Source organism: Streptomyces sp. NPDC022910 (genome assembly GCF_055561075.1).
On sequence record NZ_JBVHHL010000042.1, the window covers coordinates 32,954 to 48,509 of the forward strand.

Genomic DNA, 15,556 nt, shown 5'->3' on the forward strand with positions numbered 1-15,556 from the left:
AGAGGAGCATCACCGTGGCGGTACGAGCGGTCCGGGGCGCCGTCCAACTCGAACGGGACGAGGCCGGGCACATGAGCGAGCAGGTCGGCGCCCTGCTCACCGCCGTCCTGGAGCGGAACGGCCTCACCACCGACGACCTGATCAGCATCTGGTTCACCGCCACGCCCGACCTGCACAGCGACTTCCCGGCGGCCGCCGCCCGCAAGCTCGGCATCGTCGACGTGCCGCTGATCTGCGCCCAGGAGCTGGACGTCGAGGGTGCGATGCCTCGGGTGGTCCGCGTCCTCGCCCACATCGAGTCCGACAAGCCGCGCGCCGACATCGTGCACGTCTACCTCGGTGCCGCCGCCTCCCTCCGCAAGGACATCGCCCAGTGAGGTCCGCACTCGTCATCGGTACGGGGTTGATCGGTACGTCGGCGGCCCTGGCGCTCGCCGCGCGCGGGGTCGTCGTGCACCTCGTCGACCAGGACCCCGAGCAGGCCCGTACGGCCGCCGTGCTCGGCGCCGGCACCGACGAGGCCCCAGAGGGGCCCGTCGACCTGGTGATCGTCGCGGCCCCGCCCGCGCACGTGGCCGCCGCGCTCGCCGACGCCATGCGGCGTGGTCTCGGGCGCGGCTACCTGGATGTGGCCAGCGTCAAGGGCGGCCCGCGCCGCGAGCTGGAGGCGCTCGGCCTCGACCAGGCACTCCTGTCGAAGTACATCGGCACCCACCCCATGTCGGGCCGCGAGAAGTCCGGACCACTGGCGGCCACAGGCGACCTCTTCGAGGGCCGCCCCTGGGTGCTCACCCCGATCCGGGACACCGACACGGAGGTGCTGAACCTCGCCCTGGAACTGGTCTCGCACTGCCGCGCGGTGCCGGTCGTGATGGACGCCGACGCCCACGACCGGGCCGTCGCGCTCGTCTCACACATGCCCCACCTGGTCTCCAACATGGTCGCCGCGCGCCTGGAACACGCCGAGGACGCCGCCGTACGGCTGTGCGGGCAGGGCATCCGCGATGTGACCCGGATCGCGGCCTCCGACCCGCGGATGTGGATCGACATCCTGTCCGCGAACCCTGGGCCGGTCGCCGACCTGCTCTCCGAGGTCGCCGCCGACCTCGACGAGACCGTACAGGCCCTGCGCGCCCTCCAGTCCTCGGACGAGGCGAAGCGGCGCGAGGGCGTCGACGGGATCCACGACGTGCTGCGCCGCGGCAACGCCGGCCAGGTCCGGGTGCCCGGCAAGCACGGCAGCGCTCCGCGGGCGTACGAGACCGTGGCCGTCCTCATCAGCGACCAGCCCGGACAGCTGGCCCGCATCTTCGCGGACGCCGGCATGGCCGGGGTCAACATCGAGGACGTCCGCATCGAGCACGCGACGGGTCAGCAGGCGGGTCTGGTCCAGCTGATGGTGGAGCAGAAGGCGGCCCCGGTGCTCAGCGCGGCGCTGCGGGAGCGGGGCTGGACGATCCGCCAGTAGGGCGACGGGAAGGGCAGTCATACCGGGTCCGGCGAGCCAGTAACCTTGTGCGGGGCGCCCTCGCGTCCCGTCCGCACCCACCACCCCGCACCAGGAAGGTGTCCTCACCGTGGAAAACGGCGCCGCCCGGACCGTCCCGGCAGTGATTGTCGCCATCGACGGCCCCTCCGGCACGGGCAAGTCGAGCACCTCGAAGGCCGTGGCCGCGCAGCTCGGGCTGAACTACCTGGACACCGGCGCCCAGTACCGGGCGATCACGTGGTGGATGGTCAGCAACGGCATCGACATAACGGACGCCTCGGCGGTCGCGGCGGTGGTGGGCAAGCCGGAGATCGTCTCCGGCACCGACCCGACGGCGCCCTCCATCACCGTGGACGGCACGGACGTCTCCGGCCCGATCCGCACTCAGGAGGTCACCTCCAAGGTCAGCGCGGTCAGCGCGGTGCCCGAGGTGCGGGCCCGGATCACCGAGCTGCAGCGTTCCCTCGCCGCGGCCGCGGAGACCGGCATCGTCGTCGAGGGCCGCGACATCGGCACGACCGTGCTGCCCGACGCCGACCTGAAGATCTTCCTCACCGCCTCTCCGGAGGCGCGTGCCGCCCGCCGCAGCGGTGAGCTCAAGGGCGTCGACATCCACGCCACCCGTGAGGCGCTGATCAAGCGGGACGCGGCCGACTCCAACCGCAAGACGTCCCCGCTCGCGAAGGCGGACGACGCGGTCGAGGTGGACACCACCGACCTCACCCTCCAGCAGGTCATCGAGTGCGTCGTCACGCTCGTCGAGGAGAAGCGGGCGGCCAAGTGAGCGATGCTCCCACCGAGCGGGGCGCCGAGGTCGGGCGGCGCATCGGCGTCCCCCTGATGCACGGGCTGTGGAAGCCGCGCGTCCTGGGCGCCTGGAAGGTCCCCGCGGCCGGCCCGGCGATCTTCGCGGTCAACCACTCCCACAACATCGACGGGCCGATGGTCATGGGTGTGGCGCCCCGGCCGACGCACTTCCTGATCAAGAAGGAGGCGTTCATCGGCCCGCTCGGCTCCTTCCTGACCGGGATCGGTCAGCTCAAGGTGGACCGTTCGACCACCGATCGCGCGGCGATCACCCGGGCGCTGGCCGTGCTGGACAACGGCGGTGTCCTCGGCATCTTCCCCGAGGGCACCCGGGGCGAGGGCGACTTCGCCTCGCTGCGCGCCGGGCTCGCCTACTTCGCGGTCCGCAGCGGGGCGCCGATCGTGCCGGTCGCGGTGCTGGGAAGTTCCGAGCGGCGCGGCCGGTTGATAAAGGGGCTGCCTCCGCTGCGCAGCCGTATCGATGTCGTCTTCGGCGACCCGTTCGAGGCGGGCGACGGCACCGGACGGCGCACGCGCAAGGCGCTGGACGAGGCGACCGTGCGGATCCAGAAGCAGCTCTCCGAGCACCTGGAAAGCGCCAGGCGCCTCACCGGGCGCTAGGAGACACTTGAGTAGTGGATCACCGTAGGTGCGGTGTTCCACCGATCACCACGATGAACGAGGTACGGACTTCATGAACGACCAGATCCAGCCCGACGGCTCGGCCGAGCACGAGTACGAGCACGGGGCTCTCGGCGACGCCGAGTACGCGGAGTTCATGGAGCTCGCCGCGGAAGAGGGCTTCGACCTCGAGGACGTCGAGGGCGCCATCGAGGAGGCAGGACACGGCCCGCTGCCGGTGCTCGCCGTCGTCGGCCGTCCCAATGTCGGCAAGTCGACCCTGGTGAACCGGATCATCGGCCGCCGCGAGGCGGTCGTCGAGGACAAGCCCGGCGTCACCCGCGACCGCGTCACCTACGAGGCCGAGTGGGCGGGTCGCCGCTTCAAGGTCGTCGACACCGGCGGCTGGGAGCAGGACGTCCTCGGCATCGACGCCTCCGTGGCCGCCCAGGCCGAGTACGCGATCGAGGCGGCCGACGCGGTCGTCTTCGTCGTCGACGCCAAGGTGGGTGCGACCGACACCGACGAGGCGGTCGTACGACTGCTGCGCAAAGCCGGCAAGCCCGTGGTGCTGTGTGCCAACAAGGTCGACGGCCCGAGCGGCGAGGCCGACGCGGCGTACCTGTGGAACCTCGGCCTCGGCGAGCCCCACCCCGTCTCGGCCCTCCACGGCCGCGGCACCGGCGACATGCTGGACGCCGTCCTGGAGGCGCTTCCCGAGGCTCCGGCCCAGACCTTCACCGCCGCGATCGGCGGGCCGCGCCGCATCGCTCTGATCGGCCGCCCGAACGTGGGCAAGTCCTCCCTGCTGAACAAGGTCGCGGGCGAGGAGCGTGTCGTCGTCAACGAACTCGCGGGCACCACGCGCGACCCGGTGGACGAGCTGATCGAACTCGGCGGCAAGACCTGGAAGTTCGTCGACACGGCCGGTATCCGCAAGCGGGTCCACCTCCAGCAGGGCGCGGACTACTACGCCTCGCTGCGCACCGCGGCCGCCGTCGAGAAGGCCGAGGTCGCCGTCGTGCTCATCGACGCCACCGAGAGCATCTCCGTCCAGGACCAGCGCATCGTCACCATGGCGGTGGAGGCCGGCCGCGCGCTCGTCCTCGCCTACAACAAGTGGGACACCCTGGACGAGGAGCGCCGCTACTACCTGGAGCGGGAGATCGAGACCGAGCTCGGCCAGGTCGCCTGGGCGCCGCGTGTGAACGTCTCGGCGCGCACCGGGCGGCACATGGAGAAGCTGGTGCCGGCCATCGAGACCGCCCTCGAGGGGTGGGAGACCCGGGTTCCGACGGGCCGCCTCAACGCCTTCCTCGGCGAGCTGGTCTCCGCCCATCCGCACCCGGTCCGCGGCGGCAAGCAGCCGCGCATCCTCTTCGGCACGCAGGCGGGCACCAAGCCCCCGCGGTTCGTGCTCTTCGCCTCGGGCTTCATCGAGGCGGGCTACCGCCGGTTCATCGAGCGGCGGCTGCGGGAGGAGTTCGGCTTCGAGGGTGCGCCGATCCACATCTCGGTGCGTGTGCGCGAGAAGCGCGGCAAGAAGAAGTGACGTAGGAGAGACGGCGACACACGAAAGAGGCGGCTCCGTGGCGGAGCCGCCCTTTTCGTGTCCGCTCAGAGCCCCCTGCGCGGTGCGGGCGGAAGGGCCGGGACATGGTGCATGCCCCTGGCGTGCCGTGCCACCTGCTGCCAGACGTCGCCGGCCGTGGCCGAGTGGCCGTGCTGGGCGGCCAGGTGCCCGGTCGCGTGCTGGGGGGTGCCGTGGCGTGTCCCATACGTCCCGGTGCCGTACGAACCCGTGTCGCGCGGGGAGTTGGAGAAAGCGGTGAAGCCCATGTCCTCCTCGCCACTGCGGTCGCCCGGGATCGCCCGGAAGGACCTGACGTACTCGGCGTAGAGCGCGTCGTAGATCGGCGTGGCCGATGAGCCGCCCGAGGGGTCCTGGCCCGCTCGCCCGGAAGGGATCGGCGGATAGGACTGGCGGCGGGGGACGTCATATGCGTGCACGTAGGTGCCAACGACCCCGCCGCCCAAGGGATGCGGTCGATTAGTCCGCTTCGTCAGGTGCGGTGCCTCGGCATGGGCACGGGACTGTGACGTGGTGCGGCTCCGCCGGAGTGCGCGATCAAGCACAGCGCACCTGAGGAGCGGCTTGCGGTCCGTGAATGACTCGCACCCCGCGAACCAACCCCTCCCCGAGCCTCAGGTCCCCGCCAGAGGCAACGCCGCAGCGACCAGCTTGCCGTTCGCCGCCGCCTTGTCCAGCGCGTCGCGCAGCAGATCCTCGCGCGGCTGGCGCCCGATCGAGCCCACCGGCGCCGCGAACATCAGCACCTGCTGGTGCTTGTTGGCGGCCGCCCGCCACCCCTCCGTGACCTGGAGCGGCTGGTGCGCCTGCCACCAGGCGACCGGCTGCCCGCCGTTCGTACCGGGCTGCAGGACGGCGTGCAGTTGGCCCACCGCGAGCAGCACCGACCAGCCGTGCAGCACGGGCGGCACCGACTCGATCACGGTCAGCGGCATGAAGCCCTGCTCGATGAGCAGGGGCAGGAAGTCGTCGCCCACGCCCATCGAGCCCGGGCGCACGATGGGCGCGGTCGGCTCGACGACGAGCGCCGGGTGCAACTCCCCGGCGATCAGGACGAGTCCGCTGGTGACGCCCAGCACCGCCTGCTCGGGGGCGGCCGTGCCGTATCCCTCTTCGGCGGTGAAGGAGCGCACGGCACCCTGCAACTGCTCCTCGGTGACCTGGACGACCTGGGAGGGCAGGCAGGTGGCGTGGGCGAAGGCGAGGACGGCGGTCTCCTCGCCGATGAACAGGACGGTGCTGGTGCGCTCCTGTTCGGAGTCGCCCGGAGTGCGGCAGGAGGTGCAGTCGTAACTGCCCGGGGCGTTGTCTCCGGCGAGCAGCCGGTCGGCTTCTTCGTCGCCGATCTCGGCGCGTACGTCGTCGCTGACGTCGAGCATGCGCGGCACGGGTGGCTCCCTCGGGATGCGGTGCGTGACGGTGCCGGGTGGCTCCCGGCCCATGAGCCCGGCGGTCCCCGGCTCATGAAGAAGACAACGGGCGATCTGTGGCCGGAGTCACGCCCGGGAGCGAACGGAATCGAACCATCCGATGCGCTGGGTGAGCTTGTCCCCGGAATCGGCTACTCCGCGTCAACTGCGTGGATGGGGAAGGAAGTTGCTTTCGTGATGTGGCTCACAGATCGTCGGAGGGGGTGGTCGACAAATCCGGAAATCGGCGAATGAAGTGGGTGGCCGAAAATCGCCGATACCTCGGGTAACGGCGAACTGGCCTGGAATGACAAGGAGTTGGTTGATACCGGGCGGTCGATCTCCCTACATTCCTCCGCCGTGTGCAACGAGCACCGCCCGGGTACGTCCACCGGCCGCGCCGCACAGCCGGCGCGCAGCACCAACTCCGGCGGACGGGGACGGCGTGCGGCGACCGCGATCCATGCGCGGGCGACGCGCCCCGCCCTGGGGGACCCCGGGTCTGCGGAGAGGGAATTACATGTCTGAATGTGCCGATAACACCCGTAAGACTCGTACGACCCGTACGACGGCGGTCCTCGCCGGCGCGGCTCTGCTCGCCCCGCTCGGACTGCTCGCCGCGACCGGCAACGCCGCCGCGGCCGACGGTGGAGTGTGGGACCGCATCGCCCAGTGCGAGAGCGGCGGGAACTGGCACATCAACACCGGCAACGGCTACTACGGAGGACTGCAGTTCTCCGCCGGCACCTGGCGCGCGTACGGCGGCACGGCCTACGCCCCGACCGCCGACCAGGCATCGAGGGAGGCGCAGATCGCCGTGGCCAGCAAGGTCCAGCACGCTCAGGGATGGGGCGCATGGCCCGTCTGCTCGGCGCGTGCCGGAGCTTACGGAAGCGCGCCCGCCGCGTCGGGTGCCAAGACGGCCACGAACTCGTCCTCGGGTTCCGCCGCCACCAAGTCCGCCCCGTCGAAGCGGCCGTCGAAGGCGCCGGAGCGTTCGACGGGACACACCGCTCGCGGCTCGTCCCGCGGCGACTACACCGTCCGCAGCGGCGACACCCTCAGCGGCATCGCCCAGCGGCACGGGACCGGCTGGCAGGAGCTGTACGCGCGCAACAAGGCGGTCATCGGCGGTGACCCCGACCTGATCGTTCCCGGGCAGCGGCTCGAACTCTGACCGCGCCCGGTCATCGGGCCCTGGCGTCGTGACAGGACGTCAGGGCCCCGGATCGTTCCGGCCACCCACGGGTCCTCGCAGGTGACCTGTCCGCACCCCAAGGTCTTCTCCTGCCGGACGAGCTCCGCGGCCTCGCCGCTGAACACGAGCGCGCCTTGGCGCAGTTCGTGGACCAGGGACGGTACTTCCCTCCGGCGCCGACAGGGGGGAGGCAGCCGCTGTTCGGCCAGGACGACGCAGGCGTCGAGCCCGGCGAGCAGTTCGTACGTAGGGGTCGCGACCGCGGGTGACATGCCTGGGCCGGCTCGCCCACGAGCACCACACGCGCGCGTGCCGCGACGGCGCGAGCTTGCGCCGGCCGCCGCCGGAGAGCGTGCCGGCACGGCAGAGGGGAGCGGCTGCCGCAGCTGCGGATGGGCGTCGAGTGCCGGAGCGACGTCCGGCGCGGCCGGCTCGAGGTTCTCGCGGACCGCGCCGGCAGCCCCGACCGCGGACACCCCCAGCTGGAGAAGCCCGCGCGGATCTTTCCGCGCGCACAGGGCCGCTACCGCAGTACGGCGACCGTCAGCGCCGTGGGCCGACCGCCCTCGCGGACAGTCGCTGTCCGCAGGGGCTGGCAGACTCGGGAGCATGCTGGAGACCTCGGCACGACTGCTGCGCCTGTTGTCCTTGCTCCAGGCCCACCGCGAATGGTCCGGAGCCGACCTCGCCGAACGCCTGGGTGTCAGCCCCCGCACCGTGCGCCGGGACGTCGACCGCCTGCGCGAGCTGGGTTACCCCGTCAACGCCAGCCCGGGCACCGGCGGCGGATATCAGCTCGGCGCCGGTGCCGAGCTGCCACCGCTGCTCCTGGACGACGACGAGGCGGTCGCGGTGGCGGTCGGGCTGCGCACGGCCGCCGGGCAGGGCATCGAGGGGATCGGTGAGACCTCCGTGCGCGCCCTCGCCAAGCTCGAACAGGTCCTGCCGAACCGGCTGCGGCGCCGGGTGAGCGCCCTCAATGCCTTCACCGTGCCGATGCTGCGCAGCCCCCGGCCTTCCGCAGTCGACCCGGTCCTCCTCACCGAACTCGCCCACCTGTGCCGGGACGCGGAGCGGCTGCGCTTCGAGTACCGCGATCACGGCGGCGCCCCGACCCGCCGTACGGTGGAGCCGCACCGCCTGGTGTGCACCGAGCGCCGCTGGTACCTGGTCGCCTGGGACGTCGACCGCGACGACTGGCGCACGTTCCGCGTCGACCGCATCACCCCGAAGCCGCCGCACGGACCGCGCTTCACGCCGCGAACGCCACCGGCCGACGACCTGGCCGCGTATGTGTCGAAGGGGGTCTCCACGCGCGCGTACGCCGCACAGGCCGTCGTACGGCTGCTGGCGCCCCTGCACGAGGCGACCGAGCGGATCTCGCCGTCGGCGGGGACCCTGGAGGCCGAGACCGACGGCAGCTGCCTGCTGCGCACGGGAGCCACGAACCTAGACGTGATGGTGATTCACGTGATGATGATGGGCTTCGAGTTCGAGGTGCTGGAGCCCGCGGAACTGACCGAGAGGATCAATGCGGCGCGGGACCTGCTGTCCCGGGCTCTCGAACGGGCGTCGTACCGCGACGGCGGGCCGCAGGCGGCCCGGCAGGGAGCGTAGGGGGATTCTGTGCTGAAGCCGTGTGCTTCTTATGCGGAGTCAGGCGTACGGCCCCGATGAATGGGAATGCATAGTGCTTCTGGGAACTGCGTACCACTCTTTTCGCGGTTATTCAGAGCTCTTCTGTGAGATCGAACCGGATCCGAATTACGTTCGAAGGGTGCCCGGCAGATGCGGAACCCCTCGTACGTGTGACGCTGTTGGGGCGAAACGAGTGTCGTGATTCTGTGACACAAGCGTGACAGGGGACGGATATGTGGCCTGAGAGGCGACTGTGGACTTCCCCGCCCGGGACCCACGGCCTACCGTGGCGACATGGCACCGATTCCCACCCATGGAACTGAACCCGACGACTCCCCGGAGGCGTACGTCGGCCTGGAGGGCGAACGCGCCGAGCGGCTCGCCCGTGAGCGCGGCTGGAGCACGGTCCGCTCGCTGCCGCCGGGCGCGATCATCACCATGGAGTACCGCGTCGGACGGCTGAACTTCGAGGTCGTGGACGGCAGGGTCAGGCGCTGCTGGAAGGGCTGACGCGCTCAACGCCCTGTGACGCCCGTGGCGAAGGCCCCGGCTCGCACCGAGCCGGGGCCTTCGCCGTGCGGGGAGGTCGTGCGTACCGGTCCCCGCGATTCCGCTGCTGCTCAGCCGCCCGCCACGGGCCGCGCCGAGGTGGTGCCGCGCGGCACCCGGTCGGAGTGCGGCGGGCGGCGGCTGCCCACCGGGGTGACCGGAGTGCGCTCCCCGCGGCTCGTGTGCGGGCCGGGGGCGAGATAGACCGGGGCGCGGGACGTCCAGGTGACGCCCGCGGGCTCCCGGACCTGCGCCTCCTCCTGTGTGGACACGCGCGGGGTGGCGACGACGAGCGGGCGCGCTCCGACCGGGGTCGGAGCGGCCGCCGGGACGGCACCACCGCTGCGACGGCGGTCGCGCACCGCGAGAATGGCCGTCTCCGCACGCGCGATCAACGGCTCGAACCAGGGCAGCGCCAGCAGGATCAGCAGCCCCGCGGCCCAGCCGAGGAGCACGTCGCTGAGCCAGTGCGTACCGAGATAGACCGTGGTCAGGCCGACGCCGAGCGAGGTCACCGCCGAGAGCGCGGACAGCCAGCGTCTGGCCCGCGGAGTCGAGGCCAGATAGGCCAGGATCCCCCAGGTCACCACGGCGTTCGCGGTGTGCCCCGAGGGAAATATATCGCCGCCGCGCCACATCTCGTTCGACCCGATGACGGTCGCGTAGTGCGGTCCGAGGCGGCCCATCCCGTACTTGGCCGCGCCCACCGTGATGTTGAGCAGGAGCAGAGCGGCGCCCAGCGTGAGCAGCGGGCGCAGGGTGTGCTGCCGCCAGGAGCGCCAGCCCAGCCAGGCCGCGACCATCACCGCGGTGGGGCCGCGCTGGCCCAGCACCACGTAGTAGTCGAGAAAGGCGTGGATCTGCGGCCACTGCTGGTACGGCCGGAAGAACATGACCTGCCAGTCGAGCCGGACCAGCCATGAGGAGACGACGACGGCCCACACGATCGCCGTGTAGAAGGCCAGAGTTGCCGAGAAGAGAACCACTCGGTGCCGGCTCATCCTGGGCACGTCAATGTGGGCCGGACGTTCCGGCTCACGGTCCAACCGGGCGAAGACCCGGTCCGGACGCCTCAGCTTTCGTTCGGTACGCACTCAATCGACGTTACAGCGAGTGAGCTGCGTACCCACGCGATTCACCGGGTTTGTGATGACGATGTGATGTGGGATTCCTCTCAACAGGGCGATTATTTCTGCGGATTCCGCAATCCTGACCGTACTCGGCCTTCAATTCCATTGATCGACAACGGTCTCCGTTTTACGGCCCTTATCTATTCGTTCACCGAATGCTGGGCTGGATTTACCCGGCTGCTCACCGTTCGTCGTCGAGGGTTCATGGCGGACCGGAGCCGTTCAGCCAGAACGCTCCGTAGACGGCCGATGCCACTGCGACACCGCCGAGGACCGCCGCCGACCTCGACGTACGCACCCGGGCGAGGGACTGGGCCAGTGGCAGCAACAGGGGGAAGGCGGGCAGCAGGAGACGCGGTTTCGAGCCGAAGTAGCTCGACGCGCACAGGGCGAGAGCCGTGACGACCCCCGCGTACACGAGCAGGGGCAGCGGCTGGCCCTGCCGTACGCACACCACGTACAGCCAGACGATCAGTGCGACCCCGATGATCAGCCCGACGCCGGCCAGGGCCGAGGGGAAGGAGGTGAACTTGTCGGCGATGAATCGGGCGAAGGCGTAGCCCCCGTCGAAGCCGTTGCGCCAGCCGGCCTGGACGTCGAGGTAGCCGAGAGGGCCTTTGCCGGTGCGGTGGCCGACCCACAGGAGGTAGCCGACGGCGCCGAGGGGGGCGAGGAGCATGCCGACGGCCCGGCGCGTGAACGGCACCGAGTCGGCCGGGAGCGCGCGCCGGTCCCGTACGTACGAGGCGATCGCCGCCACCCACACGGCCGCCACGACGGCCGCCCCCACCGGCCGGGTCAGCCCTGCCAGGGAGGCGAGCACGCCCGCCGTCACCCAGCGGCCCGTCAGTATCGCGAACAGCGACCAGGCGGCGAGCGCCGTGAAGAGGGACTCGCTGTACGCCATCGACTGCACGACGCCGACCGGAAGCACCGCCCACAGCAGGACCGCGCAGACGCCCACCCGTCTCCCGCCGCCGCCCTTCCAAGGCAGCGCCTCGCGCCTTCCCTTCTGGTGCTCGTACGCATGGTCGGCGACGGCGAAGATCCCCCAGGCCGCGGCGAGCGAGGCGAGCGTCGAGACGAGCAGACCCGCATCGGCGTACGACAGAGGAGTCAGCGCCGCGCCGAGCCGCTCCAGCCACGGCAGCAGCGGGAAGAACGCGAGGTTGGAGTGGACGTCGCCGTTCGGGAGGCGGACCTCGTAGCCGTAGCCCAGAGCGGCGACCCGGGTGTACCAGAGGGAGTCCCAGCGGGCGGTCAGCAGGGTGTGGGGGCTCGTGCCGCGCGTCGCGCTCCACAGCGCGAGCGCGACGAGGCCCAGGGCACGGACGGCCACGTATCCCGCCAGTGCGGGGGCGGCCCGGCGCACGGCGCCGGTGAGGGGCGGCGCCGTGCGCGTTCCAAGATCGGTCACGCGCTCGATTATCGACGTCAGACGGCACCGAGGGCCCGCTGGGCGTCGTGATGGACGCAGGGAGGGGTGGCGTACGCCACACCCTCTCCCGGAAAACGTGAGAGGTCCGCCACGCGACGGCCGCGGGAACTCGCGTACGCTGACGACTCACTCGCTTGGTTGCGTGGACCCAGGGAGTACCGCTCCTCCCTGCCGCAGCCGCGGGGAAGTCCCCACCCCGTGGATCCGCCGAAGCGAGGGACATCTGGGAGGTACGTACATGTCCGGGACGACCACGGCCGCCGCTGCGCTGCGCCGTCGGGCGGCCGGGGCCGGTGCAAACCGCTGGGTCGTCCTCGTCGTCCTCTGTGTGAGTCTGCTGCTCGTCGCCGTCGACGCCACCGTGCTGCATGTCGCGATGCCGGCCGTCACCGAGGACCTCAGGCCCGGCGCCATGGAACTGCTCTGGATCGTCGACACCTATCCACTCGTCTGCGCCTCACTGCTGATCCTCTTCGGCACACTGGGCGACCGGATCGGCCGCAGACGGGTCCTGCTGCTCGGATACGGCCTCTTCGGCATCGCCTCCGGTCTCGCGGCTCTCGCCCAGGACGCGCAGGTGCTCATCGCGGCGCGGGCGCTGCTCGGCGTGGGCGGAGCCATGATCATGCCCGCGACGCTGTCCATCCTGCGCCAGGTCTTCCCCGACCGGCGCGAGCGGGCGCTGGCGATCGGCATCTGGAGCGCCGTGGCCGCGGTGGGCGCGGCGGTCGGTCCGCTGCTGGGCGGCTTCCTGCTGGAGCACTTCTGGTGGGGTTCGGTCTTTCTGATCAACATCCCGCTGATGCTGGTCAGTCTGCCGGTCGGGCGGCTGCTGCTGCCGGAGTCGACGGGCGACCGCGACGGCCCCTGGGACGTGGCCGGCGCACTCATGGCGGCCGCCGGTCTCTTCGGACTGGTCCTGAGCGTCAAGCGGCTCGGCGGCGGGGCGCCGCCGCTGAACCCGTACACGGTGCTCCCGCTGGTGGCGGGCGCGGCCCTGCTGGTGGCCTTCGTACGGCGACAGCGGCGCCGCGCCCATCCGCTGGTGGATCTGCGGATGTTCGCGCGTCCGGCGTTCAGTACGTCGGTCGGTTGCATCGTTCTGGCGATGCTCGCGCTGGTCGGGCTCGAGCTGATCGCGGCCCAGTATCTGCAGTTGGTACTGCACCTCTCGCCACTGGCGACGGGCCTTCGGCTGCTTCCGCTGACGTTCGCGGCGATGGCGGCGGGCCTCGTCGGCTCCAACATGCTCCACCGCTTCGGCCCGCGGCGCATGGTCGTCTTCGGCTTCTGCCTCACGGCCGTGGCGGTGATCGCGCTGACGGCGATGGGCGAGCGGGACAACCCGGCGCTGCTGCTGTCCGGTTTCGTCCTGCTCGGCTTCGGCCTTGAGATGACGCTCTTCGGCGCGTACGAGTCGATGCTGAGCGAGGTGCCCCAGGCCCAGTCCGGTGGCGCGGCGGCGATCGGCGAGACGTCGTACCAGCTCGGCGCGGGCATCGGCATCGCGCTGCTGGGCAGCGTGATGAACGCGGCGTACGCCCCGGGGCCGTCGTCGGTGCCGGGGGTACCGGCGGCGGAGTCCAGGGCCGCCGGGCATTCGCTGGGGGAGGCGTACGAGGTGGCCGACCGGCTGGGCGGCGCGCGGGGCGAGGCTCTGCGCCACACGGCGCGCGACTCCTTCGTCCATGGCCTGCATGTGACGCTCCTGGTCAGCGCCGGGCTGTTGCTGCTGGGCGTGGTGATGGCGCTGCGCCTGCCGCGAATCATGAACTGCGAGCCGCCGTCCGAGGCGGGCCCGGCCGCGGTACCCGCGCCGCGGGAGGTCGCGGACTCCCGCGTCTCGGCGTGACGGGGGACCCTGGGAACGCACAGCGCGGTCCCCGGTACTGGACGCGCGGCGCGGTGCGTCGTAGCGTCGGGCCGTCCGCTTCGACTAGCGCTGCTAGTTTTCAGTGTCACGGAGGCTGTTCCCATGTCCGCGTCCTCGACCTTGCCGCCCCTCGACCCCGCCGACCCGCTCGGGATCGACGACCTGCTGGACGCCGAGGACCTCGCCATCCGGGACACCGTGCGTACCTGGGCGGCGGAACGCGTGCTGCCGTACGTCGCCGACTGGTACGAGAAGGGGGAACTGCCGGGGATCCGGGAACTCGCCCGGGAGCTGGGCTCCCTCGGCGCCCTCGGCATGTCGCTCAGCGGGTACGGGTGCGCCGGGGCGAGTGCCGTGCAGTACGGGCTCGCCTGCCTGGAGCTGGAGGCCGCCGACTCCGGCATTCGGTCCCTCGTCTCCGTACAGGGATCCCTCGCCATGTACGCGATGCACCGATTCGGGAGCGAGGAGCAGAAGCAGCAGTGGCTGCCCCTGATGGCCGCCGGTGAGGTCATCGGATGCTTCGGTCTCACCGAACCCGACCACGGCTCCGACCCCGCCTCGATGCGGACCCACGCCAAGCGCGACGGCGGGGACTGGGTTCTCAACGGCCGCAAGATGTGGATCACCAACGGGTCCGTCGCCGACGTCGCCGTCGTGTGGGCACGGACCGACGAAGGGATCCGCGGCTTCGTCGTCCCGACCGACAGCCCCGGCTTCTCCGCCCCCGAGATCAAGCACAAGTGGTCCCTGCGGGCCTCCGTCACCAGCGAACTCGTCCTCGACGACGTGCGGCTGCCCGCCGACGCCGTACTGCCCGGTGTCGTCGGACTCAAGGGACCGCTCAGCTGTCTCTCCCACGCCCGGTACGGGATCGTGTGGGGCGCCATGGGGGCGGCGCGGTCGTGTTTCGAGACCGCCGTCGAGTACGCGAAGAGCAGGGAACAGTTCGGCAGGCCCATCGGCGGGTTCCAGCTCACCCAGGCCAAGCTCGCCGACATGGCGGTCGAACTGCACAAGGGGATTCTGCTCGCCCACCATCTGGGGCGGCGTATGGAGGCGGGACGGCTCCGCCCCGAACAGGTCAGCTTCGGCAAGCTCAACAACGTGCGCGAGGCCATCGAGATCTGCCGCACCGCGCGGACGATCCTCGGCGCCAACGGGATCTCGCTCGAGTACCCCGTGATGCGGCACGCCACCAACCTGGAGTCGGTGCTCACCTACGAGGGCACGGTCGAGATGCACCAGCTCGTGCTGGGCAAGGCGCTCACCGGACTCGACGCCTTCCGGTGACCCGGGCCCGAAGCGGGCAGGGCCGGTGAGCGGCCCTGCCTCAGCTCTGGTTGAAGAAGCCGTCGTGGTGCCGACTCGCGGCGTCGCCGCTGACGATCTCCGTGTTCGCGGGGGTCAGCAGGAAGACACGGTTGGAGACACGGTCGATCGAGCCGCGCAGGCCGAAGATCAGGCCGGCCGCGAAGTCCACCACACGCTTGGCGTCGGCGGCCTCCATGTTGGTGAGGTTGATGATGACCGGGACGCCTTCCCGGAACAGCTCACCGATGGCGCGGGCGTCCCGGAAGCTGTCCGGGGTGACCGTGCCGATCCGGCGGCCTTTCTCCTCCGCCGTGTCGGAGGCGACCTTCACCCGCGGGTCGGTGACCCAGGCGTCGCCGTGCTCCTGGCCCTCGGCGTAGTCGTCGTCGTAGTAGCGCTCGTCATCGTTGTCGTCGACGAGGCCGAGCCAGGCACTCGCCTTGCGTACCGATCCCATGGACGCCTCCTCTCACAGCGGTCTTTCAAGCGTTTCGCAGTC

Annotated in this window: 15 protein-coding genes; 10 read left to right on the top strand and 5 right to left on the bottom strand. The window is 71.0% G+C overall.

What is annotated here, in order from left to right; genetic code table 11:
• The first annotated feature begins 14 nt into the window (after positions 1-14).
• The 5 genes from aroH to der all read left to right on the top strand — a co-directional run bounded on the left by aroH (position 15) and on the right by der (position 4,469).
• Complete coding sequence (aroH, locus tag ACZ3TS_RS30480) at positions 15-377, top strand: chorismate mutase (protein ID WP_467624227.1); 363 nt, start codon at positions 15-17, stop codon at positions 375-377.
• Positions 374-1,468: a prephenate dehydrogenase gene (locus ACZ3TS_RS30485; RefSeq protein WP_467624228.1), complete on the top strand. Its 1,095-nt coding sequence runs from the start codon at positions 374-376 to the stop codon at positions 1,466-1,468. Before aroH ends, ACZ3TS_RS30485 begins: the two co-directional genes overlap by 4 nt.
• A gap of 109 nt (positions 1,469-1,577) precedes the next feature.
• Positions 1,578-2,273 carry a (d)CMP kinase gene (gene cmk / locus ACZ3TS_RS30490; protein WP_467624229.1) on the top strand — a complete coding sequence of 232 codons (696 nt, stop codon included), beginning with the start codon at positions 1,578-1,580 and terminating at the stop codon, positions 2,271-2,273.
• Between the two features lie 56 nt (positions 2,274-2,329).
• Positions 2,330-2,917 carry a lysophospholipid acyltransferase family protein gene (locus ACZ3TS_RS30495; protein ID WP_467624285.1) on the top strand — a complete coding sequence of 196 codons (588 nt, stop codon included), beginning with the start codon at positions 2,330-2,332 and terminating at the stop codon, positions 2,915-2,917.
• 73 nt (positions 2,918-2,990) lie between these two features.
• Positions 2,991-4,469, top strand: coding sequence for a ribosome biogenesis GTPase Der (der, locus tag ACZ3TS_RS30500; RefSeq protein WP_467624231.1), 1,479 nt, complete (start codon positions 2,991-2,993; stop codon positions 4,467-4,469).
• A 65-nt stretch (positions 4,470-4,534) separates the two neighbouring features.
• On the opposite strand, the gene ACZ3TS_RS30505 is transcribed toward der, so the two are convergent.
• Together ACZ3TS_RS30505 and ACZ3TS_RS30510 are read right to left on the bottom strand one after the other, a co-directional pair.
• Positions 4,535-4,927, bottom strand: a complete 393-nt coding sequence (locus ACZ3TS_RS30505) for a hypothetical protein (RefSeq protein ID WP_467624233.1) — start codon at positions 4,925-4,927, stop codon at positions 4,535-4,537.
• Between the two features lie 195 nt (positions 4,928-5,122).
• A complete protein-coding gene (locus tag ACZ3TS_RS30510) occupies positions 5,123-5,896 on the bottom strand; it encodes a hypothetical protein (RefSeq protein WP_467624234.1) in 774 nt (257 codons plus the stop codon).
• Positions 5,897-6,437: 541 nt separating this feature from the next.
• On the opposite strand from ACZ3TS_RS30510, the gene ACZ3TS_RS30515 reads away from it, so the two are divergent.
• From ACZ3TS_RS30515 to ACZ3TS_RS30525, 3 genes are all read left to right on the top strand, one after another.
• Positions 6,438-7,094, top strand: a complete 657-nt coding sequence (locus tag ACZ3TS_RS30515; RefSeq protein WP_467624236.1) for a transglycosylase family protein — start codon at positions 6,438-6,440, stop codon at positions 7,092-7,094.
• Positions 7,095-7,724: 630 nt separating this feature from the next.
• Complete coding sequence (locus ACZ3TS_RS30520) at positions 7,725-8,732, top strand: helix-turn-helix transcriptional regulator (protein WP_467624237.1); 1,008 nt, start codon at positions 7,725-7,727, stop codon at positions 8,730-8,732.
• 315 nt (positions 8,733-9,047) lie between these two features.
• Positions 9,048-9,263: an I78 family peptidase inhibitor gene (locus ACZ3TS_RS30525; protein ID WP_467624239.1), complete on the top strand. Its 216-nt coding sequence runs from the start codon at positions 9,048-9,050 to the stop codon at positions 9,261-9,263.
• A 110-nt stretch (positions 9,264-9,373) separates the two neighbouring features.
• Here ACZ3TS_RS30525 and ACZ3TS_RS30530 read toward each other — a convergent pair whose 3' ends face one another.
• Positions 9,374-10,396 carry a phosphatase PAP2 family protein gene (locus tag ACZ3TS_RS30530; RefSeq protein WP_467624241.1) on the bottom strand — a complete coding sequence of 341 codons (1,023 nt, stop codon included), beginning with the start codon at positions 10,394-10,396 and terminating at the stop codon, positions 9,374-9,376.
• A 238-nt stretch (positions 10,397-10,634) separates the two neighbouring features.
• Entirely contained in the window at positions 10,635-11,849 is a 1,215-nt protein-coding gene (locus tag ACZ3TS_RS30535; protein WP_467624243.1) for a hypothetical protein, read from the bottom strand.
• Between the two features lie 259 nt (positions 11,850-12,108).
• Between ACZ3TS_RS30535 and ACZ3TS_RS30540 the strand changes: the two genes are divergently transcribed.
• Together ACZ3TS_RS30540 and ACZ3TS_RS30545 are read left to right on the top strand one after the other, a co-directional pair.
• Positions 12,109-13,722, top strand: a complete 1,614-nt coding sequence (locus ACZ3TS_RS30540) for an MFS transporter (protein ID WP_467624245.1) — start codon at positions 12,109-12,111, stop codon at positions 13,720-13,722.
• Positions 13,723-13,845: 123 nt separating this feature from the next.
• The gene (locus ACZ3TS_RS30545) at positions 13,846-15,036 is read left to right on the top strand and encodes an acyl-CoA dehydrogenase family protein (protein WP_467624246.1); all 1,191 of its coding nucleotides are present in this window, start codon (positions 13,846-13,848) and stop codon (positions 15,034-15,036) included.
• Between the two features lie 40 nt (positions 15,037-15,076).
• On the opposite strand, the gene ACZ3TS_RS30550 is transcribed toward ACZ3TS_RS30545, so the two are convergent.
• Positions 15,077-15,514: a cell division protein SepF gene (locus ACZ3TS_RS30550; RefSeq protein WP_467624247.1), complete on the bottom strand. Its 438-nt coding sequence runs from the start codon at positions 15,512-15,514 to the stop codon at positions 15,077-15,079.
• Between the last annotated feature and the right edge of the window lie 42 nt (positions 15,515-15,556).